This window comes from Mycobacteriales bacterium (assembly GCA_036497565.1).
Classification (GTDB): Bacteria; Actinomycetota; Actinomycetes; order Mycobacteriales; family QHCD01; genus DASXJE01.
Genome location: DASXJE010000147.1, coordinates 79,676 through 103,677 on the forward strand (window position 1 = coordinate 79,676; position 24,002 = coordinate 103,677).

Consider the following 24,002-nt stretch of genomic DNA (forward strand, 5'->3'; position numbering starts at 1 on the left):
TCGTCAGGCAGGATCCTCAGACAGGATCCTCAGACAGGATCCTCAGACAGGGATCACCGTCGGCACGATCATCGGGCGGCGCCGGTAGTTGTCGGAGACCCAGCGGCCGACCACCCGGCGTACCCGCTGGGCAAGCAGGTGTGTGTCGGTCACGCCGTCGACGGCGGCCCGGTCGAGTTCGGCTTCGATCAGCGGCAGGACCGCCTGGATGGCGTCCGGCGCGTCGCTGAACCCGGACGCGGAGACGTGCGGGGTGCCGCTGACCTTCCCGGTGACCGAGTCCACGACGATCGTGATGGCGATGAAGCCCTCCTCGCCGAGGATCCGACGGTCCTTGAGGGTCTCCTCGCCGACGTCGCCGACCTCGAGGCCGTCGACATAGACGTAGCCGCAGTCCACGATCCCGCTGATCCGGGCGGCCCCGTCGACGAGGTCGACCACCATCCCGTCGTCGGCGAGCATGATCCGCTCGGTCGGTACGCCGGTGGCGTGCGCCAGGCGCGCATGCGCCCGAAGGTGCCGCCACTCGCCGTGGATCGGCATCACGTTGCTCGGCCGGGTCGCGTTGAGGACGTAGAGGAGCTCGCCGGCGGGTGCGTGTCCGGAGACATGCACCATCGCGACCTCCTTGTGTACGACGGTCGCGCCCCAGCGGGACAGGCCGTTGATCACGCTGTAGACCGCGGTCTCGTTACCCGGCACGAGGCTCGAGGCGAGGATCACGGTGTCGCCGGGGTCGACCCGGATCTGGCGGTGCTCGCGGTTGGCCATCCGCGCCAGCGCGGACAGCGGCTCGCCCTGCGAACCGGTGGAGACCAGCACGATGCGCTCGGGCGGGAGCTCGGCCGCCTCGTCCATGGTCACGACCAGGCCGGGCGGGATGACGAGCAGCCCGAGGTCGCGGGCCACCCCCATGTTGCGCACCATCGACCGGCCGACGAAGGCCACCTTCCGGCCGTGCGCGGCCGCCGTATCGAGTACCTGCTGCACGCGGTGCACGTGCGAGGAGAAGCAGGCCACGATCACCTTGCTCGGGGCGGCCCGGATGACCGTGTCGAGCACCGGCCCGATCTGGCGCTCGGGGGTGACGAAGCCCGGCACCTCGGCGTTGGTGGAGTCCGACATCAGCAGGTCGACGCCCTCCGCGCCGAGCCGGGCGAAGCCGCCGAGGTCGGTCAGCCGGCCGTCGAGCGGGAGCTGGTCCATCTTGAAGTCGCCGGTGTGCAGCACGACGCCCGCGCCGGTGCGGATCGCCACCGCGAGCGCATCCGGGATGGAGTGGTTGACCGAGAAGAACTCGCACTCGAACGGCCCGAGCCGTTCCCGGCCCCCCTCGCTGACCGCGAGCGTGTAGGGGGTGATGCGGTGCTCCCGCAGCTTGGCCTCGAGCAGCGCCAGGGTGAACGTCGACCCGACGATCGGCAGGTCGGGACGCTCCCGGAGCAGGTAGGGCACCGCGCCGATGTGGTCTTCGTGGCCGTGCGTGAGCACCACCGCGACGACGTCGTCGTAGCGGTCCTGCAGATAGCTGAAGTCGGGCAGGACGAGGTCGACGCCGGGCTGGTTCTCCTCCGGGAAGAGCACGCCGCAGTCGACGACCAGCAGCTTGCCGTCGTACTCGAAGACGGTCATGTTGCGGCCGACCTCGCCGAGACCGCCCAGCGCCACGATCCGCAGGCCGCCGGGCGCAAGCGCGGGGGGCGGCCCGAGTTCGCGGTGAGCATGGGTCATGAGACGGCCTTTCGGGTGTGGAGCGGGCTCACGCGGCCGGCAGTTCGACGCCGGCGGCGACCAGATCGAGGCGCAACTGGGTGACTTCGGCCTCGGTGGCATCGACCAGCGGCGGCCGGACCGGACCCGCGGGCAGGCCCACGAGCCGCAGCGCCGCCTTGGTCAGGATGACCCCCTGGGTGCGGAAGAACCCGGTGAACGCCGGGAGCAGCGACCGGTGGATGGCCAGCGCCCGCGCCACGTCGCCATTCTCGTAGGCGAGCACCATCTCCGTGGTCCGCACCCCGACCAGGTGGGTCGGGACGCCGACCACCCCGACCGCGCCGATCGACAGCAGCGGCAGGGTGACCTTGTCGTCGCCGGAATAGTAGGCCAGGTCGGTGCCGGCCAGTACCTGGGCGCTCGCGTCGAGGTCGCCCTTGGCGTCCTTGACCGCGACGATGCGCGGGTGCTCGCCGAGGCGCTGCAGCGTCTCGGTGTTGATGGGTACGCCGGTCCGTCCGGGGATGTCGTAGAGCATGCAGGACAGGTCGGTGGCATCGGCCACGGTCTGAAAGTGCGCGAGCAGACCTGCCTGCGGGGGCTTGGAGTAGTACGGCGCGACGACCAGGGCGCCGTGCGCGCCGGCCTTCTCCGCGGCTCGGGCCAGGTGCACCGTGTGGGCGGTGTCGTTGGTGCCCACCCCGGCGATCACCGTGGCGCGCGCTCCGACGGCGTCGAGCACGGCCCGCAGCAGGCGGTCCTTCTCCTCATCGCTCGTGGTGGGCGACTCGCCGGTCGTGCCGCTGATGACGAGACCGTCATTGCCCCCTTCGTCCACCAGATGCGACGCGAGGCGCTGCGCGCCGTCGATATCGACGGAGCCGTCGTCGGCGAACGGCGTGACCATCGCGGTGAGCACACGGCCGAACGGCCGTCGAGGGTCGACTGACATGGGTTCACGCTACCGTCCGCCGACCTGAATGCGACGCGTCACCGGCCGGTCCGCGCGGCGCACATGACGAAGCCCCGCGACGCGCTAGTCGGGGGTCCAGAGCGTCGCGGGGCTTCGATCTAACATATCGACCTCAGCGCCCCTGGTGTTACGCCAATGGCCGAGATTTCTTGACTCGTGACGCGCGTCACGTAAACAACGCATGCGAGGTTGCCTTTGCGGGGTTGCCTCTGCGGGGTTGCCTCTGCGGGATTGTCAGCCTTCGCTGACGAACTGACTCGATGCGACATCGCTGCCGTCGGCGAGCTGGAAGATCTCGAAGTCGGCGAAGACGTTGGGTGCCACGCGTTGCAGTTCGCGCAGGCAGGCGACGGCGCAGTCACGGATCTCGACGTCGGCGTGCTCCGACGCGCGCATCGCGATGAAGTGCCGCCACGCGCGGTAGTTGCCGGTGACGACGATCCGCGTCTCGGTCGCATTCGGCAGGACCGAGCGGGCCGCCTGGCGCGCCTGCTTGCGACGCTGCGTCGCGTTGTCGATTCCGGCGAACTTCTTCTGCAGTCCCTCGAGCAGATCGGTGTACGCCGCGAGCGAGGCCTCGGTCGCGGCGAGGAACCGGGCGTGCAGCTCCGGGTCGGCGGCGATCACGTCCGGCTCGACCATCTCCGCGTCGCGTTCGGGGACGTAGCGCTGGGAGAGCTGGCTGTAGGAGAAGTGGCGGTGGCGGATCAGCTCGTGGGTGAGCGAGCGGGACACCCCGGTGAGATACATCGTGACCGTGCCGTGCTCGAGAACCGACAGGTGGCCGACCTCGAGGATGTGCCGCAGATAGCCGGCGTTGGTCGCGGTCGCCGGGTTGGGCTTCTTCCACGACTGGTAGCAGGCCCGGCCGGCGAACTCGGCGAGCGCCTGACCGCCGTCGGCGTCGGTCTCCCAGGGGATGTCCGGCGGCGGCTGGAACGCGGTGTAGGCGATCACGGCAACGCTCAGGGGGGCGATCTCAGGCACGGGGCGACTCCTTTTCAGCGACCGGATCGACTCTATCCGGGTGTCCCGACCGGGCGCGGACAGCGCGCCGGGAGGGCCGGATCCAGCCTGACGCTTGACTGACGGCACCGATGACGTCATAGTGACGTCATGGAGTTGTCAAGCTATGTCGCCGCCCTTCGCGCCGATCTGGCCGCCGCCGCCGCGGCGGGCGGGGAGGCGAGCCGGCAGGCCGCTGACCTGCTGGCCACGGCCCTCGAGCCCGCCGTCCGGCTGGTGCTGATGGATGCGATCGCCGACGCCGCGGCGGAGGTCACGACCGCGCTCGACGACGTCACTGTCGACGTCAGGCTGCGCGGGCGCGAGCCCGAACTCGTCGTTGCGGTCGCCGATCGACCGCCGTCCGAACCCCCTCCTTCGCCCGATGCGGAGGAAGGGACCGCCCGGGTGACCCTGCGGCTGCCCGAGACGGTCAAGACCAATGTCGAGGCGGCCGCTGCGTCGCACGGGATCTCGGTGAACACCTGGGTGCTGCGCGCCGTCACCCGCGAACTCGACCCACCCACCACCCGCCGTGCCGGCCGCCGGACTCTCACCGGCTACGCCCGCGGCTGACCGAAAGAGGACATCGATGCCCGAACGTCGCTTCGCCACGCCCAAACCCATCCAGCTGAGCGTCAACAACGGCGCGGGGACGATTGAGATCGTCGCCACCGACACCGCCGAGTCCACCGTCGTGGTCCAAGGACGAGACGGTGACGGTGCTCAGGCCGCCGAGGAGACCGAGATCAGCTTCTCCGAGCAGACCTCGCGGCTGACCGTGCAGCCTCCGGACAAGCGGTTCGGCAACACGCCGCCGCTCGACATCCGCATCGTCCTGCCCGCGGGTTCGACGGCGAAGGCCAACTCCGGGTCGGCCGACATCTCCGTCCAGGGCCGGCTCGCCGGGATCGCGATGAACACCGGGAGCGGCAACCTCGAGGCCGGCCAGGTCGACGGCGACGCCGAACTCAAGGCCGGCAGCGGCGACATCCGGCTCGGCCCGGTCGCCGGAGAAGTCGACGCCAAGACCGGGTCGGGCAACATCCAGGTCGACCGGGCGGCTGGTTTCTCCGCGTCCTCGGGCAGCGGCAACGTCCGGATCGGAGCCGTCGACGGGTCGACGGACATCAAGGGCGCCTCCGGCAACATCTCGATCGGAGCCGTCGACGGGCCGACGAACATCAAGGGCGCCTCCGGCAACGTCTCGATCGGATCGGCCCGGCGCGGCGCCATCGTCGTCACCACCGCGTCGGGCGACGTCGAGGTCGGCGTGGCCGCTGGTGCGGTAGCCCGACTGGCTGTGTCCAGCATCAGTGGCGAGGTCTCCTCCGACCTGCCGGTCGAGGATCGGGCACCCGAAGGCGACTCGGCCGTGGATCTCCGGCTGAACACCGTCAGCGGAAACGTCAGCGTCATCCGGGCCGCGCGCCCCGAGACCGGCTGATCCGATGAAGCGCGCTCTGGCTATCCGTGACTTCCGGCTGTTGTTCGCCGGCATGGTCCTGTCGATGTTCGGCGACTCCGCGCTGGTCATCGTCATGGGGATCTGGGTCAAGACCATCACGGGCAGCAACGCCGCCGCCGGACTCGCCTTCCTGGTCCTGGCGCTGGCGGCGCCGCTCGCGCCGGTCGGCGGGTACCTCGTCGACCGGGTCCGCCGCCGGCCCTTCCTCATCGCCGCCAACCTGGTGAGCGCGCTCGCCGTTCTGCCCCTGCTGGCCGTCGGGAAGACGGGGCCGGTCTGGGTCATCTACGCCGTCGGTCTCGGCTACGGGATCTCCGGGATGGTGATGTCGGCGGCCATGAACGGGCTGCTGAAGGACATCGTCCCCGACGCGCTGCTCGCCGACGCGAACGGCACCACACAGACCGTCCGCGAAGGCCTGCGGCTGGTCGGTCCCCTCGTGGGGGCGGGGCTGTTCACCGCGCTCGGCGGCGGCGCGGTGGCGATCCTGGACGCGGCGACGTTCGTCGTCGCGGCCGCGACCCTCACCCGCCTGCGGGTGCGCGAAGCCCGCCCGGAGCCTCCGCAGCATCAGTTCCGCGCCGAGGTGACAGCCGGCGCCCGCCACCTGCTGCACACCGAGCCGCTGCGCCGGGTCACGATCTCGGCCGCCGTCGCCTTCCTGGTGATCGGCTTCACGGAGACGTTCATCTTCGCCGTCGTCGACGAGGGGCTGCACCGGCCGCCGTCCTTCCTCGGCGTGCTGGGTTCCATGCAGGGTGTGGGCGCGATCCTCGGCGGTCTCACCGCCGCCCGGATCGTGCGCCGGATCGGGGAGCAAGCCGCGGTCGCGGCCGGGTTGATGCTCTTCGCCGCCGGCGACGTGGTCCTGGCCTTCGGCAACCTCGGGTTCGCGGTCGCCGGCGTCATCGTCGCCGGGATCGGCCTGCCCTGGGCGCTGGTCGGTTACTACACCCTGCTGCAGCGCAGCACGCCGAACCGGCTGATGGGCCGGGTGTCCACCGCGAGCGACGTCCTGCTCGGCGTACCGCAGACCATCTCCATCGGCCTCGGCGCCCTGCTCATCGGGGTCGTCGGCTACCAGGTGCTCATCGTGACCATGGCCGTGGTGATCGCCGCGGCCGGAGCGCCGCTGCTCCGTCGCCCGGAACCCGCCCGGGTGCCGGTCGACGTCACCTGACCTCACCGCCGCACGTCTTTTCCCCACCGCAGCGCATCCCGGGCTGAAACACGCCCATCCACCGAAAGAGGAGCTGACATGACCGACAGCCCAGCCACCACCTACGGCTACGTCGACATCCTGCGGATCGAGGTCGACCAGCACCGTCAAGGGCTCCTGGCCGACGCCAGAGCGAACCGCCTCGCGCACGCCGCCGCCCGACCGCGACGCCGGGTCCTGTCCACCCCGCTCGTCCACACCTACCTGACCCTGTGGTGGGCGATCCGACCCCGCGGTCGTCAGCTGGGGCGTCTCCTCCGCAGCGAGACCGCGCCGGCGGTGCCGCGCCCAGGGGCAGGCGTCTAGCGCCCGGCTCCCCCCAGCGCGGCGCGCAGCGGAGCGGCGAGATCGCCGCGGTCCGCCACCGCGACGCCGTCGAGCGCCAGCCACCCGGCGAGCGACCGCAGCTCGTCGGCGAGCGGCCCGACGGTGTCGCCGGCCGGATGTCCGTCCTCGGCGTACGCCGCCTGCACCCGCAGCACGCCCGCCGCCCGGTCGGCCTTCAGGTCGACCCGGGCCACCAGTCGGTCGCCGAGCAGGAACGGCAGCACGTAGTAGCCGTGCACCCGCTTCGTCGCCGGCGTGTAGATCTCCAGCCGGTAGCGGAAGCCGAAGAGCCGCTCGGTGCGGCTCCGCTCCCAGATCAGGGAGTCGAACGGCGAGAGCAACGCCCGGGCCCGGATCCGCCGCGGCAGCCGGGCGCCGGGCCACAGATAGCCGGTGGCCCGCCACCCCTCGACGGCGACCGGGACGAGTTCACCGGCCTCGACCAGCTCGTCCACCCGCGTCCGCGACTCATCCAGTCGGAGTCGGAAGTAGTCGCGCAGGTCGCTCTCGGTCGCGACCCCGAGGCTCCGCGCGGCGATCCGGACCAATGCCCGCTGGGCGTCCTCGCGACTCGGCGTCGGAGCGTCGAGCACCGCCGCCGGCAGCACCCGCTCGGTCAGGTCATAGACGCGGGCGAAGTTGGGACGGGCGGCGGTCGTCACGACCCCGGTGTAGAACAGCCACTCGAGCGCCGTCTTGCCGTCATGCCAGTCCCACATCGTGCTCGGCCGTTTGCGGGGCACGTCCACCGCCCCGGCAGACATCGGCCCCTGCTCGGCGACCATCTCGCGGACCCGGCTGATCAGCCCGGGGCGGTCGCGGGCCAGCTGCTGTACGCCGTCCCAGGCCTCCTCGGCGGCGCGCTGCATGCGCCACCGCAACAGCGGGTGACAGGCCAGTGGCAGCAGGGACGCCTCGTGCCCCCAGTATTCGAACAACTCCCGCCGGCGCCCGCCCCAGCTCAGCCGGTCGAGCAGGGGGCGCGGGTAGGGGCCGAGCCGGGAGAACATCGGGAGGTAGTGCGACCGGGTCAGCACGTTGACCGAGTCGATCTGCAACAGGCCCGTGCGGTCGAGCACCCGACGCAGATGCCGGGCGTCGACCCGCCCCACCGGCCGGGGATCGGCGAAGCCCTGCGCGGCGAGCGCGATCCGGCGGGCCAGCGCGGCCGAGATCCGTTCGGTGGGGACGCGCGCGGCGGGGACGGAGACGGCGGACACGCACAAAGCGTCTCAGCACCCACCGACAACCGCCTGGGCGCGACGCCGCTCCCAACCGCGCTCGATCATGGGCGGGCCTCGGGCACTATGGGTGCGTGGTCTCGTTCGAGCATTACCTCCAGGTCATCGGCGACGCCGTGGGCGTGTGGCTCTACGTCATCGCCGGCGCGCTGGCCTTCGGCGAGGCCGCGATCCTGATCGGACTGGTACTCCCGGGCGAGACCGCCCTGCTGGTCGCCGGCTACTTCGCCCACCAGGGCGTGCTGAGCCTGCCTGTCATGATCGTGATCGCGGTGGTCTGTGCCATCGTCGGTGACTCGGTCGGCTACGAATTCGGCCGCTGGTTCGGCCCCTCCCTGCGCAGCTCGCGGATCGGCCGGTTCGTCGGAGAGGACCGGTGGAACAACACCGACGCCTTCATCCGCCGGCACGGCGGCAAGGCCGTCCTGCTCGGCAGAACGGTCGCCATCCTGCGCGCGCTGGTGCCGAGCATGGCCGGCATGGCCCGCATGCCGTACCGGACTTTCCTCCCCTGGAACGCCCTGGGCGGGCTGATCTGGGGCACCGCCTGCGTCACGCTCGGCTACGCGTTCGCCGCGTCCCTGAGCACGGTGTCGCGCTATCTCACGTGGGGACCCATCCCGATCTTCGTGATCCTCATCGCAATCCTCGTCTACCGCAGGATCCGGCGGCGGCGCCGGGAGCGGCGCGAAGAGGCGGCGAAAGACTCCACCGAGCAGAGCACGTCGAGATGAGTTCGCGGCCACGGACGTAGGGTGTGCGCCGTGTCCTCCCCGACCCTGCACCGACGAGGTCCGCGCACCGCGGCCATCCTGCTCGCCGGCCTGGTGACGACGATCGCCGGCTGCGCCGCCCGGCCGGCGGCGCACACCACCCATGCCGCGGCCGCACCGACCAGCAGGACGGCCACCGCGACCCCCCGCCCGACGGCCACCCGGCACCGGCCGGCGGCCCGCCGCCCGTCGGCGACACCGAGCCGGGCACACCGCCGACCGCACCCGGTGGCGACGACGAAGCCGCCGGCGCCGACCCACCCGCCGCGTCCGCGCCGGACCGCCGTCCATCGGGCGGTCGCCACCACGCCGCCGCCCAAGCCCAAGCCGAAGCCGACCCACCGGCCCGCGCCGCCGCCCGCGCCCAAGCTGCTGCCCGACCTGATGGCCGACACCCACGGCGCCGGCCAGATCGTCGCCGTGACCAACGACGGCGGGGCGGACACCTCCGCCACCGTCACGGCGTACCAGCGCAGCGGCGGGGCGTGGCACCAGGTGCTGGGGCCCTACCCGGCGCTGATCGGCGCCTCAGGATTCAGCCGGCAGGTCAGCGAGCAGACGGTCGCGTCGCCGATCGGCTTCTTCACCCTCTCCCAGGCCTTCGGCAACCAGCCCGATCCCGGCAGCGGTCTGCCCTATCGACACGTCCAGTACGGCGACGTGTGGGTCGACCAGTCGTCGTCGCCGAACTACAACACCATGCAGACCGGCGACTCCGGCGGAGCGGCGGGCACCGGCGAGAAGCTGTGGGAGGTCGTGCCCAGCTACAACTACGCCGCGGTGATCGACTACAACCGGTGGCCGAGCACTCCGGGTGCGGGCTCCGCCTTCTTCCTGCACGTCACCAACGGCCGGCCGACCGCGGGCTGCGTCGCGTTGGCTTCCGAGCACGTGACCGCCCTGCTGCGCTGGCTCGATCCGGGCCAGCACCCGCGCATCGCGATGGGCCCGCACGCCGACGTCCTCGGAATGTAGGCCCGTAGGCTCTGCGCGTGGCTGATGTGAGCGTGCGGGTCGCCCGCCCCGATGACGTCGACGAGATCGCCCGGATTCAGCGGGAGACCTGGCAGACGGCGTACGCGCGGTTCATCCCGGAGACCGTCCTCGCCGAGGTGACCCCGGAGCTGGGACGACAACAGTGGGGTGCGGCGGTCAATTCGCCGCCGTCGCCGGAGCACCGGGTGCTGGTCGCGCTCGAACAGGACACGATCGTCGGCTTCGTCGCCTTCGGGCCGTCGTCCGACGACGACGCGCCGCCGCACACGGGCACCATCTCGACGATGCTGGTCGAGCCCCGGTGGGGACGGCGCGGGCACGGCAGCAGGCTGCTCGCGGCGTCCGTCGATCACCTGCGGGCCGATCACGCACAGAGCGCGACGGCGTGGATCCTCGACCGGGACCGCGCGTCGAACGCGTTCTACACGTCGGCCGGCTGGAGTCCGGACCGGACGGCCCGCGCGCTCGACGCGCCCGGCGGCGAGCTGCGCGAGATCCGGCTGCACACCTCGCTGGTGGACGACGACGGCTGACGACGTTCAGCGACCGGTCCCGGGCAGCAGCAGGTGGACGTCGCCGAACTCGTGCCAGAGGTAACCGCGGTCGAGGGCGGCCCGGTAGGACTCGCACAGCAGCGCCCGGCCGGCGACGGCTTCGAGCATCGCCAGGTGCGAGGCTTCGGGCTCGTGCCAGCCGGTCAGGATCCCGTCGACGGTGTCGACTCCGCGCTCAGGGGTCACCACGAGGTCCGTCCAGCCCTGCGCCGGACGCACGCCGCCGCGGCCGTTGCCGGTCGACTCGAGGGCCCGCACGACCGTCGTGCCCACCGCGATGACCCGGCGACCGTCCCGTCGGGCCTGCGACACCGCCTCCGCGGTCCGCTCCGGCACCGAGAGCCACTCCGCGTACGGCGGTTCCCCGGCCTCACCGGATGAGACCCCGCAGTGCAGGGTGATCCGCTCGACCTGCACCCCCTTCTCGGCCAACCTCCGCAGCAGCCGCCCGGTCAGCGGCCGCCCGGCGCTGGGCATCTCGGCGCTGCCCGGCACGACACCGAGGGCGGTGCGGTACGCCGCGATCGGCCACGGCGCAGCCACGTACCCGTAGCGGATCGGCTCCCCGAAGGCCTCGAGATGCTCGAGCAGCGGCCGCGGTGTGCACACGGTCGCCTCCCACAGCCGCAACGGCGCGGCCGCACCCGACGCCGGACCCGCGGCGTGCGGCCCACCGACCTGCAGCTGCGCCCCGCCGGACACCGTCACCACGGCGCCGGCATGGTTCGCCGGCGACGGGCGGCTGCCGCCCGGCGCCGGACGGCGGAGCTCCACGAGCCAGCGCGACCGGGTGGCCGACAGCGCGGCGGCCGGCGTGTCCCCGGACGCCGGCAGCACCGTGGAGAAGTGCACCTCGACCGCCTGCCCGTCCGCCGTGCGTCCCGGCAAGCTCGCCGGCAGGGTCTGAGAATCGTTCACGACCACGACGTCGCCGACCCGCAGCACGTCGGGCAGGTCGGCGGCGCGGCGGTCCTCGATGCCGTCCGCCGACGCGATGAGCATCCGGACCTGATCGCGCGCGACGCGCCGGTACTCGGGGGGTGTGGTCGCGATCAGCTCCGGACCGAGGTCGAAGCGGAGCGCCGGCTCACAGGTGAGACAGGCCGTCACCGGGCGCCGCCCACCGCGACGAGGTCGGCGGCGACGTACCGGCCGCCCGGCAGGTCACCGTCGACCAGCCGGCGCAGGCCCGGCACCACCGTCACCGGTTCGGGCCGATCGCTGATGTCCTCGCCGGGAAACGCCGCGGCGTGCATCCCGGTACGCATGTCGCCGGGATCGACGGCGTAGACGCGCACCGCCTGCTCCTCGGCGCCGAGGACCCGCGCCAGTTGGTCGAGTGCGGCCTTGCTGGCGCCGTACCCGCCCCACCCGGGGTAGCCCTCGACCGCGGCGTCGCTGCTGAGGGCGAGGATGCGGCCGCGGGCCGCCCGCAGGGCGGGGAGAGCCTGCTGGACCAGCGCGAGCGGGGCGACGGTGTTGACCTCGAGCACCCGGCGGAAGGCGTCGAGGTCGTAGTCGGCGAGCGGCGGCAGCGGCAGCGGCGTCGGCCCGAGGCTGGAGGCGTTGAGGACCAGGAGGTCGAGCCGGCTCCCCGCCGCGGCGACGAGCGCCCGGCGGTGCCCGTCGTCGGCGACGTCGCCCGGGATCGCGGTGACCTCCCCCGGGCCGAGTGACCCGACCGCCCGGTGCAGGTCGGTCGCCGTACGGGCATCGCCGACGACGTGCCAGCCGTCGGCGGCGAGGTCGGTGGCCAGGGCGAGGCCCAGGCCCTGCGAGGCTCCGGTGATCAGTGCTGTTCTCATGATCCGAGCGTGTCAGCGCAGCAGCGTTACGGCATCGGGCCGGCGGCGGCCCGCGCCTAGGACGAGGGTCCTAGGTCGTCGGCCGACGACGCTGGACCTAGGTCGTCGACCAGCCCGGACCGTACGGCGTACAGGGCGGCCTGGGTGCGGTCGGCCACGCCGAGCTTGCCGAGGATCGAGCTCACATGCGTCTTGACCGTCTTCTCCGCGAGCGTCAGTTCCCGGGCGATCAGCCGGTTGGACAGGCCGCGGGCGATCAGCCGGAGCACCTCGCGCTCCCGCGGGGTGAGCGACGGCTGCCGACCGTCGTGCGGGCCCACACTGGCCATCACCGTGGCCGCCACCTGCGGATGCAGCGGCGACCCGCCGGCGTGCACGGTCCGCAGCGCGTCGGCGAGCTCGGCCGGCCCGACATCCTTCAGCAGGTAGCCGGACACCCCGGCGCGTACCGCCGGCAGCACCAGGTCCTGGCCGGCGTAACTGGTGAGGGCCACGATCTTCACCGCCGGGTGGCTGGCGCGCAGCCGCCGTATCGCCTCGACACCGGACATGCCGGGAAGTACGAGGTCGAGGACCACGATGTCCGGCTCGACGCTCGGCACCAGAGCCAGCGCCTGCTCTGCCGACGCGGCCTCGCCCACCACCTGCATGTCGTCCTGAAGCTCGAGAAAGGTCTGCAGCCCCGATCGCACGACCTCGTGGTCGTCGACGAGCAACAAGCGGATCGGCGGCTCAGCCACGCGTCACCTCGGCGCAGACGCGGGTGCCCGCGCCGGGCGCGGTGCGGATCACCAGCGTGCCGCCGACCGCCTCGGCCCGTTCGCGCATGGACGTGAGGCCCAGTCGGCGCGACGACCGTTCGGTGGCACCGAGGTCGAAGCCCCGGCCGTCGTCGGCGACGCAGAGGGCGATCCGGTCGTCCCGCTCGGAGAGGGTGATCTCGATCCGAGCAGCCTGCGCGTGCTGGAGCGCGTTGGTCAGCGCCTCGTTGGCGACGTAGAACAGCTCGCGGGCCACCGCCGGCGGCAGCTGCGGGTCGCCGCTGATCTCGACGGTGACCGCGACGTCGTGCACCCGGCCGACCAGGTCGACCCGCTTGCGCAGCGCCTCGCCGAGTCCTTCGTGGTCGACGTCGACGGGACGCAATGTCTCGATCAGGATCCGCATGTCGTCACGGGCGGCCGCCGCGAGGGTCCGCAGCCGGCCGATCTGGGTGGCCAGCCGCGGGTCGACGCCCTCGGCGAGGTGGGTCGCGCTCTCCGCGGTCAGGGTCAGGCCGAACAGGGTCTGGGTCACCGAGTCGTGCAGGTCGCGGGCGAGCCGGGTGCGTTCCTGCGCCACGGCCAGCTCCCGGGTGCGCTCGACCCGCTGCGCGTTGGCCAGCGCCAACGCGGCGTGCGCCGCGAGGGTCTCGACCAGACGCCGGTCCTCGATGGTGAAGGACGACCCGTCGGCGCGGTCGGTGAGGTAGAGCTCGGCGAGGATCTCTCCGCCCGCGGCGATCGGTACGCCGAGGAACGCGGCCATGTCGGGATGGGCGGACGGCCAGCCGGCGAAGCGCGGGTCGGTGCGGATGTCCTCGATCATCACGGTGGCCGGTTCACGGAGCAGGACGCCGAGCAGTCCGTGCTGGCGCGGCAGTGCGCCGATCGCCTTCCAGGTCGCCCCGTCGATCCCCGCGGTCAGGAAAGTCGCGAAACCGCCGGCGCCGTCGGGCACCCCGATCGCGGCGTAGTGCGCGCCGACCAGGTCGCGGGCGGCGTCGACGACGAGCCGCAGCACCCGGTCCGAGCGGGGTTCGCCCGCCGCGGCGAGCGCGACGTCGAGCAGCCGCCGGAGTACGGCGTTGTCGTCGGCACCCACGCCATCATCCTGTCACCGACGGAGGCTGGGCTCAGTCGGGTCGGGCTCAGTCGGGTCGGGCTCAGTCGGGCAGGCCGAGCAGGGGTTCGATGCCGACGGTGAGCCCGGGCCGGGACAGTACGGCGCGGACGGCGAGCAGCACACCGGGCATGAACGACGACCGGTCCAGCGAGTCGTGCCGGATGGTGAGGGTCTCCCCGGCCGTGCCGAAGAGCACCTCGTGGTGGGCGACGAGGCCGGACAGCCGGACCGAGTGCACCGCCACCCCGCCGACGTCCGCGCCGCGCGCCCCGGCCAGACCCTGCGAGGTCGCGTCCGGCGCCGCGCCCAGACCGGATGCGGCCCGGGCCTCGGAGATGATCCCGGCGATCCGGGCCGCCGTACCGCTGGGGGCGTCGACCTTCTTGGGATGGTGCAGCTCGACGATCTCCGCCGATTCGAAGAACCGGGCCGCCTCCCGGGCGAACCGCATGCTCAGCACCGCGCCGACCGCGAAGTTGGGGGCGATGATGATCCCGAGCCCCGGTGCCTTGGACAGCCAGCCGCGGACGGTTTCGAGGCGCGCCTCGTCGAAGCCGGTCGTGCCGACGACGACGCTGATGCCCTCGTCGACGCACCACCGGATGTTGTCCATCACGACGTCGGGATGGGTGAAGTCGACGACGACCTGCGCGCCCGCGTCGGCGACGCTGAACAGCCACTCGCCGGCGTCGACCATCGCGACCAGGTCGAGGTCCGGTGCCGCGTCGACCGCCCGGCAGGTCTCCGCGCCCATGCGTCCACGGGCCCCGAGTACGCCCACCCGCACCGGCTCAGTCATCTGCGCTCCGTCCTTCACCGTTGCCGTCCACGTAGTGGTCGAAGCCATGATCGTCGAAAGGTCCGACGGCGCATAGGCACATCGGGCGATTGAGCACGTCGGCGGCGATCTCGCGCACCGAGTCCGGGGTGACCGCGTCGACGTGGCCGAGCAGGTCGTCGACCTCGAGGATCGCGCCGTAGGAGAGCTCGCCCTTGCCGACCCGGATCATCCGGGACTCGACGTCCTCCAGGCCGAGGACCAATGCGCCCCGCAGCTGCCCCTTCCCGCGGGCCACTTCCTCGTCGGTGAGTCCGTGCGCGGCGATGTCTTCGAGTTGCTCGCGCACGATCGCGAGCACGTCATGGATCTTGCCCGGCGCACACCCGGCGTAGACCCCGAAGCTGCCGGCGTCGGCGTACTGGCCGGCGTAGGAGTAGATCGAGTAGACCAGCCCGCGCTTCTCCCGGACCTCCTGGAAGAGCCGGGAGCTGGCGCTGCCGCCGAGCGCGGCGTTGAGGACACCGAGGGAGAACCGGCGCTCGTCGCGACGGGCCAGACCGAAGGTGCCGAGCATCACGTTGGCCTGCTCGGTCTCCTTGTGCACCACCGATACCGCCGTCGCGGGACGGCGGCGGGCCGGCCCGGCGCCCGCGCGGTAGGGAACCGGTACGTCGTCGCCGTCGGCAAGCGGTCCGAACGCCTTGCGCACCAACCGGACCACGGCGCGGTGATCGACCCGGCCGGCGGCCGCGACCACCATCGTCGGCGGACGGTAGCGGCGCCGGTAGTAGCCGGCGATCTGGTCCCGCCGCAGAGCCGCGACGCTGTCGACCGTCCCGATCACCGGCCGGCCCAGCGGAGTGTCGCCGAACAGCGCCCCGGTGAAGCCGTCGTGCACGACGTCGGCCGGGTCGTCGTCGCGCATGGCGATCTCCTCGAGGATCACCCCACGCTCGCCCTCCACGTCGCGCGGGGCGATCAACGCCCGGGTGACGACGTCGCAGACGACGTCCACCGCCAGCGGCAGGTCGTCGGCCAGGACGTGGGCGTAGTAGCAGGTGTGCTCCTTCGCGGTGAACGCGTTCAGCTCACCGCCCACCGCGTCGAGGGCCGACGAGATCTCCAGCGGACCGCGCCGCTTTGTGCCCTTGAAGAGCAGGTGCTCGAGGTAGTGGGACGTGCCGGCGAGGCTCGGCGTCTCGTCCCGCGACCCCACGCCGACCCACACCCCGAGCGACGCCGACCGCGCGCCCGGCATCGACTCGGTCACCACCCGCAGCCCGCCGGGCAGGACGGTACGGCGCACCGCGCCACCGTCCGGCCCGTGCTCGAGCGTGCGGGTGGTGCCCGGGCGCTGCACGAGCGCGGGGGTGTCCGGCACGGAGAAGGTCAGCTCGCCGAAGCGGAAGCCGGCTCCTGCGTGGCGTCGGCGTCGGCGGGCACGAGGCTGATCTTGCCGCGGCCGTCGATCTCGGCGATCTCCACCCGCAGCTTGTCACCGACGTTGACGACGTCCTCGACCTTGCCGATGCGCTTGCCGCGGCCCAACTTGCTGATGTGCACCAGACCGTCGCGGCCCGGCAGCAGCGAGACGAAGGCGCCGAACGCGGTGGTCTTGACCACCGTGCCGAGGAAGCGCTCCCCCACCTGCGGCATGTGCGGGTTGGCGATGGCGTTGATCCGGTCGATCGCGGCCTGGGCGGAGTCGCCGTCCGCGGCGCCGACGTAGATCGTGCCGTCGTCCTCGATCGTGATGCTGGCGCCCGTCTCGTCCTGGATGCCGTTGATCATCTTGCCCTTGGGCCCGATCAGCTCACCGATCTTGTCGACCGGGATCTTCAGCGTGGTGATCCGCGGCGCGTACGGCGACATCTCGTCGGGCTCGTCGATCGCCTCGAGCATCACGTCGAGGATGTGCAGCCGGGCGTCCCGGGCCTGCGTCAGGGCACCGGCCAGCACGTCGGACGGGATGCCGTCGAGCTTGGTGTCCAACTGCAGCGCGGTGACGAACTGCTTGGTGCCCGCGACCTTGAAGTCCATGTCGCCGTAGGCGTCCTCGGCACCGAGGATGTCGGTCAGCGCGAGGTATTCGGTCTTGCCGTCCACCTCGTCGGAGACCAGTCCCATCGCGATCCCGGCGACCGGCGCCTTCAGGGGCACGCCGGCGTTCCACAGCGACATCGTGGACGCGCAGACCGAGCCCATCGAGGTCGACCCGTTGGAGCTGAGTGCCTCCGACACCTGCCGGATCGCGTAGGGGAACTCCTCCTTGCCCGGCAGCACCGGGAGCAGGGCCCGCTCGGCGAGCGCGCCGTGCCCGATCTCGCGCCGCTTCGGCTGGCCGACCCGGCCGGTCTCACCGGTGGAGTACGGCGGGAAGTTGTAGTTGTGCATGTAGCGCTTGGTGGTGTCCTCGGCGAGGGTCAGGCCGACGCGCTGCTCCATGGAGAGCATGGCCAGCGTGGTCACTCCGAGGATCTGGGTCTCCCCGCGCTCGAACAGTGCCGAGCCGTGGGTCCGCGGCAGCACCTCGACCTCGGCGGCGAGCCGCCGGATGTCGGTCGCGCCGCGCCCGTCGATCCGCACCTTGTCGCGCAGGATGCGCTGCCGCACGAGCTTCTTGGTGAGGGCGCGGTAGGCCCCGCTGATCTCCTTCTCCCGGCCGGGGAACCGCTCGGCCAGCCGCTCCTTGGCGACCGCCTTGATCCGGTCCATCTCGGCCTCGCGCTCCTGCTTGCCGGCGATGGTCAGCGCGGCGGTGAGCTCGTCGGTCACGGTGTCGGCGACCGCGGCGTAGGAGTCGTCGGCGTACTCCGGGTAGACCGGGAAGTCGGCGGTCGGCTTGGCCGCCTTGGCCGCGAGCTCAGCCTGCGCGTCGCAGAGCGCCTTGATGAACGGCTTGGCCGACTCCAGGCCCTCCGCGACGACCTGCTCGGTCGGCGCGGTCGCCCCGCCGGCCACCAGCGCCACCGTGGCCTCGGTCGCCTCCGCCTCGACCATCATGATCGCGACGTCGCCGTCGGCGAGCGTCTTGCCCGCGACGACCATGTTGAAGGTCGCCCGCTCGAGCTGCTCGGCGTTGGGGAAGGCGATCCACTGGCCGTCGATCAGGGCCACGCGGGTACCCCCCACCGGGCCGTTGAACGGCAGGCCGGCGAGCTGGGTCGACAGACCGGCCGCGTTGATCGCGAGGACGTCGTAGAACTCCCCGGGGCGCAGCGACATGACGGTCTCGACGACCTGGACCTCGTTACGCAGGCCCTTGACGAACGACGGGCGCAGCGGGCGGTCGATGAGCCGGCAGGTGAGGATCGCGTCCTGGCTGGGCCGGCCCTCGCGGCGGAACACGCCACCGGGGATCTTGCCGGCGGCGTAGCCCCGCTCCTCGACGTCGACCGTCAGCGGGAAGAAGTCGAACTGCTCCTTGGGAGCCTTCGACGCGGTCGTGGTGGACAGGACCATGGTGTCGTCGTCGAGGTAGGCGACGGCGGAGCCGCCGGCCTGCCGGGCCAGTCGGCCGGTCTCGAATCGGACGGTACGGGTGCCGAAGCTCCCGTTGTCGATCGTGGCGGTGCTTTCGTGAACGGTGATTTCCGACACGGGTAAAACGTCCCTTCAGCTGTCCCTCACCGGAGGTGACGTCGGGACTTCCCTCGTGCGCCGGTCTTCGATCGAAGCGCTCGGATGTGTCTCCGAGCGCCACTACCGAGGACCGGTCGACACAGGGTGCTCCGCGTCGAGCACTCCGGCTCGGGTCGGTCACCCGTCCGGCGGGTCGCCGTACGGGCGAGGGGAGCGACAAAGGCCGCTCCCCTCCTGGTCATCGCCGCAGACCGAGGCGCTCGATGAGCGCGCGGTAGCGGCCGATGTCGGTCTTCTGCAGGTATTTCAGCAGCCGGCGGCGGCGGCCGACGAGCAGCAGCAGGCCGCGGCGACTGTGGTGGTCGTGCTTGTGCAGCTTGAGATGCTCGGTGAGGTCGGCGATCCGCCGGGTGAGCAGGGCCACCTGTACTTCGGGTGAGCCGGTATCGGCGTCGCCGGTGGCGTGGTCGGTGATGATCTGCTTCTTGGTATCGCTGGCGAGCGGCACGGGTCTCCTCGTGGGTACTGGTGTGGCCCGCGGTCTTCATCACACGGGCAGCTGGCACACACCGAGCATCTCGGCGCTACCGCAGGGTAGCAAGCCCGCGGCCGGTCGGGCGAATCACCGCAGGATCGTGCGGGTCGCCGCCACGTCGCGGTCGATCGCGGCGATGAGGTCGTCGACCCGGTCGAAGCGCTCCATCGGCCGCAGCCGGGCGGTGAACTCCACCGCCATCGGTTCGCCGTAGATGTCCTCGTCGAAGTCCAGGATGTGCGGTTCGACGGTGCGGACCCGCCCCTCGAAGGTCGGGTTGGTGCCGACCGAGATGGCGGCTTTCAACCGGCGGCCGTCAAGGATCACCCAGCCGGCGTAGACGCCGTCCGCAGGCACCGCGGTGTACTGCTCGAGCCGCAGGTTGGCGGTGGGATAGCCGAGCTTGCGCCCGCGACCCGCCCCGCGCACGACGATGCCCTCGATCCGGTGGTCGCGGCCGAGCGCCCTGGCCGCGGCCGCGACGTCGCCGGCGTCGATGCAGGACCGGACATAGGTGGAGGAGAACGCCATGTCGTCATCGGTGATGAGCGGGACGGCCTCGGTGGCGAACCCGAAGCTGGCGCCCAGCGCCCGCAGGGTCGACACGTCGCCGGACGCCTTGTGGCCGAACCGGAAGTTCTCCCCCACGACGACCGCCGCCGCGTGCAGGTGCTCGACCAGCACCTGGTGCACGAACTCCGCCGGCTGCAGGCGGCTGAACTCCACGGTGAACGGCAGCACGCACATGACGTCGACCCCGAGCTGTTCGAACAGCTCAGCCCGGCGGGCGCGCGACGTGAGCCGCGGCGGATGGCTGCCGGGGCGGACCACCTCGCTCGGGTGCGGGTCGAAGGTGATCACGACCGAGGGCAGGCCGGTGTCGCGGGCCCGGGCGACCGCCCGGCCGATGATCTGCTGGTGGCCGCGGTGAACGCCGTCGAAGACCCCGATGGTCACCACACAGCGGCCCCATCCGCTCGGGGTGCCGTCCACTCCTCGCCACCGCTGCACCGCGTGTCCTCCTCGCCTGACGTCGCCGCCGGGTGTCCGCTGCCAGCCTGCCAGATCAGGCCGGCCGGAGGACGACGACGGGGCGGGCCGCCCCATCGCGTTCGGCCATCAGTGCGATGACCCGGCCGTCCGGACCGAAGACGCCGTACGGGCCGGGCCGGCCCCAGGGTTCGAGCGCGCCACCGTGGCCGAGCACCCGGGCCTGCTCACCGTCGACGTCCCGCCGGTCGAAAGCCATGGCCACCGCCGCGTCGAGCCCGATCCGCACCGGATCCGCATCGCTTGCGCCGGCCTCGGCCAGTGCCTCCAGCGTCGCCGCGTGCCCGAGGTCGAACACGCCGACCCGGGTACGCCGCAGCGCCGTCAGGTGCCCACCCACCTTCAGCTCGGCGCCCAGGTCGCGGGCGATCGCCCGGACGTAGGTGCCCGACGAGCAGTCGAGGTCGACGTCGACGTCGAGCAGACCGGCCGCGGGCCGCCGTACCGCGAGCAGATCGAGTCGGGCGACGGACACCCGCCGGGCGGCCAGCTCCACCGTCTCGCCGGCCCGGACCCGGGCGTAGGCCCGCCGGCCGTCGACCTTCACCGCACTCACCGAGGACGGCACCTGGTCGAACTCCCCGACGACGCCGTTCAGCAGCGCACGGATCCGTGCGTCGTCGACGTCGTCGGCCGATGCGCCCCCGGCTTCGTCGGCCCCAAGTTCGTCGGCCCCGAGTACGTCGCCTTCGGCGTCGTCGGTGGTCGTGGCCTGGCCAAGCCGGATCGTCGCCCGGTAGGACTTGTCCCCGCCGGCGAGGTGACCGAGCAGCTTGGTGCCGCGGTCGATCCCCGCGACCAGCACGCCGGTGGCCATCGGGTCAAGCGTGCCGGCGTGACCGACCCGGCGGGTGCCGATCAGCCGGCGGAGCCGGGCGACGACGTCGTGGGAGGTGAGCCCGGCCGGCTTGTCCACGACGACCAGGCCTGCGGTAGCCACCGTCGTCACCCCGGGAGGTGGGGCGCGTGCCGCAGTGCCGTCCGCAGCTCGTCGACCACCTTGTCGATCGGGCCGTGCCCGGTGTAGCCGGCCGCGAACCGGTGCCCGCCGCCGCCGAGACCGACGCACACCGCGCCGACGTCGACCCGCCCGGCGGAACGGGTCGACACCGCCCACGATCCGTCCGACAGCTCCTTGCACACCACGGCGACCTCGGCCTCCCGGACGGTGCGGACCACGTCGATGACGCTCTCCGCCTGGTCGAGCCCGAGGCCCCGGTCGAGCAGGTCGGCGAGCAGGACGGAGGTCCACACCAGGCCGAGACCATCGACCTCCGCCGGCTCGACCCGGGCGCGGCCGATCGTGTCGGCGAGCATCGCGAGCCACTGCGCCGGGTGCGAGTCGAACAGCGACCGGCTGATGACATCCGGCCGGATCCCGGTGGCGAGCAACCGGGCCGCGAGAAGGTGCACCTCGGGCGTCGTCCCGGCGTGCCGGAAGGACCCCGTGTCGCTGGAGAGCCCGACGTAGAGACACGCCGCGATCTCCGCATCGAGGGGGACGCCGAGCCGTTCGACAAGATCGGCGATGAGGACCGCGGTCGCCGCGGCCGTGACGTCGACCAGGTGCAGCGAGCCGTAGCCGGTGTTGGTGCGGTGATGGTCGATGACGATGACCTCGCCGGCAGCGGCCACCCGGTCGGCGAGCATGCCGAGCCGGTCGACGCTCCCGGTGTCGAGGGTGACGAGGACGTCGGGTTCGACCGGCACCTGGTCGGGCGGGACGAGCAGGTTCCGCCCGGGCACGACCTGCAGCGAGTCGGGTACGACGAACGGCTCGGAGAAGCTCGGGATGACCGCGACCCCGCGTCGGCGCAACGCGAGCGCCAACCCGAGCATGCTGCCGAGGGCATCACCGTCCGGCGTCACGTGACAGGCGAGGACGACGCTGCGTGCTCCCGTCAGGGCGCCGACCGCCGCGGTCCAGTCCTGCTCGAGCGGCGGCCGCGGCGATTCCGCGGCGTCGGTCACCCCCGGTCGCCGCTCGCGGCGTCCAGGGAGGCGTCGTCGGTGTCGTCCTGCTCCGGGTGGCGGTACGGGTCGGCGTCGCCGGCCGGCCGTGCGCCGGCCCGCACCCGTTGCAGATCCGCGTCGGCGGACCGGGCGACTGCGAGCAACTCGTCGATGTGCCGGGCGTTGTCCGGCACCTCGTCGGCGACGAACGTCAAGGTGGGCGTGAAGCGCACGCCGATCTGGCGGCCGACCTCCGAACGGAGGACACCCTTGGCGCTCTCGAGTGCCGCCGCGCATTCCGCGCGCGCCGTGTCGTCGCCGTAGACCGTGTAGAAGAGCGTGGCGTCGTGCAGGTCACCGGTGAGCTTTGCGTCGGTGACCGTGACCATTCCCAGGCGCGGGTCCTTGACCCGGTTCTCCAGCAACGTCGCGACGATCTCCCGGATTCGGACGGCAAGCCTCCGGGCCCGCTGGTGATCAACCATGTCGGTCACTCCTTCCGTCGTCGCCACGCACTGCGCGCGTCACCTCAGTCGCCATCGGCCAACAGCCGCCGATGGAGCCCGCCTAATCGCCATCGGCCAACAGCCGGCGATGGACCGACAGCACCTCCACTTCCGGACGCCCGGCCACGAGCCGCTCGCAGCCGTCGAGGACGTCTCGCACATGCTCGGCGTCCGCGGCGACCACGGCAACTCCGACGACGGCGCGTCGGTGCAGATCGAGCCCGCCGACTTCGGCGACGGCTACGGAGAACCGCCGCCGAAGTTCGGCGAGCAAGGGTCGGACGATGCTGCGCTTGCCCTTCAGCGAGTGCACATCACCGAGCAGCAGGTCAGCGACCAGCGTCCCGGTAAACACAGCACCGTCCAGTCACTGCTAGGTGCGCGGCTTCTCGCGCAGCTCGAAGGTCTCGATGATGTCGCCGACCTTGATGTCGTTGTACGACCCGAGACCGATACCGCACTCGTACCCTTCGCGGACCTCGGTCGCGTCATCCTTGAACCGCTTCAGCGAGTCGACCGTCAGGTTGTCCGCGACGACGGTGCCGTCCCGGACCAGACGCGCCTTGCTGTTGCGCCTGATCTCGCCGGAGCGGACCAGGGAACCGGCGACGTTGCCGGCCCGCGGGACCCGGAAGACCTCCCGGACCTCGGCGGTGCCGAGCTGCGCCTCCTCGTACTCGGGCTTGAGCATGCCCTTGAGGGCGGCCTCGACCTCGTCGATCGCCTGGTAGATGACCGAGTAATAGCGCACGTCGACGCCCTCGCGGTCGGCCGCCTCCCGCGCCTTGCCCTCGGGCCGGACGTTGAAGCCGATGATGACCGCATCGGAGGCGATCGCCAGGTTGACGTCGTTCTCCGTGATCGCGCCGACGCCCCGTCCGATGATCCGGAGTTGGACCTCGTCCTCGCTCACGTCGATCTTGAGCAGCGCGTCCTCGAGGGCCTCCACCGAGCCGGAGCCATCACCCTTGAGGATGAGGTTCAGCTCCTGTATGGCGCCCTGCTTCAGCGCCCGCTCGAGGTCGTCGAGCGACACCCGCCGGCGGTTGGCCGCCAGCTGCGCGTTGCGCTCCCGTGCGGACCGCCGTTCGGCGATCTGCCGGGCCACCCGGTCCTCGTCGACGACCAGGAACGAGTCGCCGGCGCCGGGCACCGAGGTGAAACCGAGCACCTGGACCGGGGCCGCCGGAGTGGCCTCCTGTACCGAGACGCCGGCATCGTTGAACATCGCCCGCACCCGGCCGAACGCGTCGCCGGCCACCACCGAGTCGCCGACGTGGAGCGTGCCGCGCTGCACGAGCAGCGTCGCCACGGCACCACGGCCACGGTCGAGGTGCGCCTCGATCGCGACACCCTGAGCGTCCTGCTCGGGGTTGGCGCGCAGGTCCAGGGCCGCGTCCGCGGTGAGCAGTACGGCCTCCAGCAACCCGTCCAGGTTGATCCGCTGCTTGGCCGATACGTCGACGAACATCGTGTCGCCGCCGAAGTCCTCGGCAACGAGGCCGTATTCGGTCAGCTGGGCCCGGATCTTGCCGGGATCGGCGCCCTCCTTGTCGATCTTGTTCACGGCCACCACGATTGGAACGTCAGCCGCTTGCGCGTGGTTGATGGCCTCCACCGTCTGCGGCATTACGCCG

General features: G+C 71.9%; 25 protein-coding genes. 7 read left to right on the plus strand and 18 right to left on the minus strand.

The genetic code is table 11. The annotated features are described in order from the left end of the window. Window positions 1-42 precede the first annotated feature (42 nt). The 3 genes from VGH85_12850 to thyX all read right to left on the minus strand — a co-directional run bounded on the left by VGH85_12850 (window position 43) and on the right by thyX (window position 3,673). The gene (locus VGH85_12850; protein ID HEY2174688.1) at window positions 43-1,731 is read right to left on the minus strand and encodes a ribonuclease J; all 1,689 of its coding nucleotides are present in this window, start codon (window positions 1,729-1,731) and stop codon (window positions 43-45) included. 28 nt (window positions 1,732-1,759) lie between these two features. Beyond that, window positions 1,760-2,665: a 4-hydroxy-tetrahydrodipicolinate synthase gene (gene dapA / locus VGH85_12855; GenBank protein HEY2174689.1), complete on the minus strand. Its 906-nt coding sequence runs from the start codon at window positions 2,663-2,665 to the stop codon at window positions 1,760-1,762. A gap of 255 nt (window positions 2,666-2,920) precedes the next feature. Beyond that, a complete protein-coding gene (gene thyX, locus VGH85_12860; protein ID HEY2174690.1) occupies window positions 2,921-3,673 on the minus strand; it encodes an FAD-dependent thymidylate synthase in 753 nt (250 codons plus the stop codon). 129 nt (window positions 3,674-3,802) lie between these two features. Here thyX and VGH85_12865 point away from each other — a divergent pair, with 129 nt between their 5' ends. From VGH85_12865 to VGH85_12880, 4 genes are all read left to right on the plus strand, one after another. Further along, entirely contained in the window at window positions 3,803-4,267 is a 465-nt protein-coding gene (locus VGH85_12865; GenBank protein HEY2174691.1) for a toxin-antitoxin system HicB family antitoxin, read from the plus strand. 16 nt (window positions 4,268-4,283) lie between these two features. Beyond that, window positions 4,284-5,138 (plus strand): DUF4097 family beta strand repeat-containing protein, encoded by an 855-nt coding sequence (locus tag VGH85_12870; GenBank protein ID HEY2174692.1) that lies wholly within the window; start codon window positions 4,284-4,286, stop codon window positions 5,136-5,138. Window positions 5,139-5,142: 4 nt separating this feature from the next. Further along, window positions 5,143-6,339, plus strand: a complete 1,197-nt coding sequence (locus VGH85_12875; protein ID HEY2174693.1) for an MFS transporter — start codon at window positions 5,143-5,145, stop codon at window positions 6,337-6,339. Window positions 6,340-6,417: 78 nt separating this feature from the next. Next, complete coding sequence (locus tag VGH85_12880; protein HEY2174694.1) at window positions 6,418-6,684, plus strand: hypothetical protein; 267 nt, start codon at window positions 6,418-6,420, stop codon at window positions 6,682-6,684. Here the strand turns inward: VGH85_12880 and VGH85_12885 are convergent. Beyond that, window positions 6,681-7,925, minus strand: coding sequence for a crosslink repair DNA glycosylase YcaQ family protein (locus VGH85_12885; protein ID HEY2174695.1), 1,245 nt, complete (start codon window positions 7,923-7,925; stop codon window positions 6,681-6,683). The genes VGH85_12880 and VGH85_12885 overlap by 4 nt on opposite strands. 95 nt (window positions 7,926-8,020) lie before the next feature. On the opposite strand from VGH85_12885, the gene VGH85_12890 reads away from it, so the two are divergent. Genes VGH85_12890 through VGH85_12900 form a run of 3 tightly spaced genes read left to right on the plus strand, consistent with a single transcriptional unit; the run spans window position 8,021 to window position 10,248 of the window. After that, window positions 8,021-8,680 (plus strand): DedA family protein, encoded by a 660-nt coding sequence (locus VGH85_12890; protein ID HEY2174696.1) that lies wholly within the window; start codon window positions 8,021-8,023, stop codon window positions 8,678-8,680. A gap of 30 nt (window positions 8,681-8,710) precedes the next feature. Next, a complete protein-coding gene (locus VGH85_12895) occupies window positions 8,711-9,694 on the plus strand; it encodes a L,D-transpeptidase family protein (GenBank protein HEY2174697.1) in 984 nt (327 codons plus the stop codon). A 17-nt stretch (window positions 9,695-9,711) separates the two neighbouring features. Then, on the plus strand, window positions 9,712-10,248 hold the full coding sequence (locus tag VGH85_12900; protein ID HEY2174698.1) for a GNAT family N-acetyltransferase: 537 nt from the start codon (window positions 9,712-9,714) through the stop codon (window positions 10,246-10,248). Window positions 10,249-10,254: 6 nt separating this feature from the next. Here the strand turns inward: VGH85_12900 and VGH85_12905 are convergent, their stop codons facing one another. The 14 genes from VGH85_12905 to infB form a co-directional block, all read right to left on the minus strand. Then, complete coding sequence (locus VGH85_12905) at window positions 10,255-11,379, minus strand: S-adenosylmethionine:tRNA ribosyltransferase-isomerase (protein ID HEY2174699.1); 1,125 nt, start codon at window positions 11,377-11,379, stop codon at window positions 10,255-10,257. After that, window positions 11,376-12,074, minus strand: coding sequence for an SDR family oxidoreductase (locus tag VGH85_12910; GenBank protein HEY2174700.1), 699 nt, complete (start codon window positions 12,072-12,074; stop codon window positions 11,376-11,378). Before VGH85_12910 ends, VGH85_12905 begins: the two co-directional genes overlap by 4 nt. Window positions 12,075-12,130: 56 nt before the next feature. Then, on the minus strand, window positions 12,131-12,814 hold the full coding sequence (locus VGH85_12915) for a response regulator transcription factor (protein ID HEY2174701.1): 684 nt from the start codon (window positions 12,812-12,814) through the stop codon (window positions 12,131-12,133). Continuing rightward, the gene (locus VGH85_12920) at window positions 12,807-13,937 is read right to left on the minus strand and encodes a GAF domain-containing sensor histidine kinase (GenBank protein ID HEY2174702.1); all 1,131 of its coding nucleotides are present in this window, start codon (window positions 13,935-13,937) and stop codon (window positions 12,807-12,809) included. The genes VGH85_12915 and VGH85_12920 overlap by 8 nt, the downstream gene beginning before the upstream one ends. A 61-nt stretch (window positions 13,938-13,998) precedes the next feature. After that, window positions 13,999-14,757, minus strand: a complete 759-nt coding sequence (gene dapB / locus VGH85_12925) for a 4-hydroxy-tetrahydrodipicolinate reductase (GenBank protein ID HEY2174703.1) — start codon at window positions 14,755-14,757, stop codon at window positions 13,999-14,001. Next, window positions 14,750-16,120, minus strand: coding sequence for a pitrilysin family protein (locus tag VGH85_12930; protein HEY2174704.1), 1,371 nt, complete (start codon window positions 16,118-16,120; stop codon window positions 14,750-14,752). The genes dapB and VGH85_12930 overlap by 8 nt, the downstream gene beginning before the upstream one ends. Before the next feature lie 8 nt (window positions 16,121-16,128). Then, window positions 16,129-18,339: a polyribonucleotide nucleotidyltransferase gene (locus VGH85_12935; protein HEY2174705.1), complete on the minus strand. Its 2,211-nt coding sequence runs from the start codon at window positions 18,337-18,339 to the stop codon at window positions 16,129-16,131. A 220-nt stretch (window positions 18,340-18,559) separates the two neighbouring features. Beyond that, complete coding sequence (gene rpsO / locus VGH85_12940) at window positions 18,560-18,829, minus strand: 30S ribosomal protein S15 (protein HEY2174706.1); 270 nt, start codon at window positions 18,827-18,829, stop codon at window positions 18,560-18,562. Window positions 18,830-18,943: 114 nt separating this feature from the next. Then, window positions 18,944-19,867, minus strand: a complete 924-nt coding sequence (locus tag VGH85_12945; protein ID HEY2174707.1) for a bifunctional riboflavin kinase/FAD synthetase — start codon at window positions 19,865-19,867, stop codon at window positions 18,944-18,946. 55 nt (window positions 19,868-19,922) lie between these two features. Beyond that, a complete protein-coding gene (gene truB / locus VGH85_12950) occupies window positions 19,923-20,846 on the minus strand; it encodes a tRNA pseudouridine(55) synthase TruB (protein HEY2174708.1) in 924 nt (307 codons plus the stop codon). A 5-nt stretch (window positions 20,847-20,851) separates the two neighbouring features. Next, window positions 20,852-21,877 (minus strand): bifunctional oligoribonuclease/PAP phosphatase NrnA, encoded by a 1,026-nt coding sequence (locus tag VGH85_12955; GenBank protein HEY2174709.1) that lies wholly within the window; start codon window positions 21,875-21,877, stop codon window positions 20,852-20,854. After that, a complete protein-coding gene (gene rbfA / locus VGH85_12960; GenBank protein ID HEY2174710.1) occupies window positions 21,874-22,344 on the minus strand; it encodes a 30S ribosome-binding factor RbfA in 471 nt (156 codons plus the stop codon). Before rbfA ends, VGH85_12955 begins: the two co-directional genes overlap by 4 nt. An 82-nt stretch (window positions 22,345-22,426) precedes the next feature. Continuing rightward, entirely contained in the window at window positions 22,427-22,720 is a 294-nt protein-coding gene (locus tag VGH85_12965) for a DUF503 domain-containing protein (GenBank protein HEY2174711.1), read from the minus strand. Window positions 22,721-22,738: 18 nt separating this feature from the next. Beyond that, a partial coding sequence (gene infB / locus VGH85_12970) for a translation initiation factor IF-2 (GenBank protein ID HEY2174712.1) occupies window positions 22,739-24,002 on the minus strand: 1,264 nt, incomplete at its 5' end.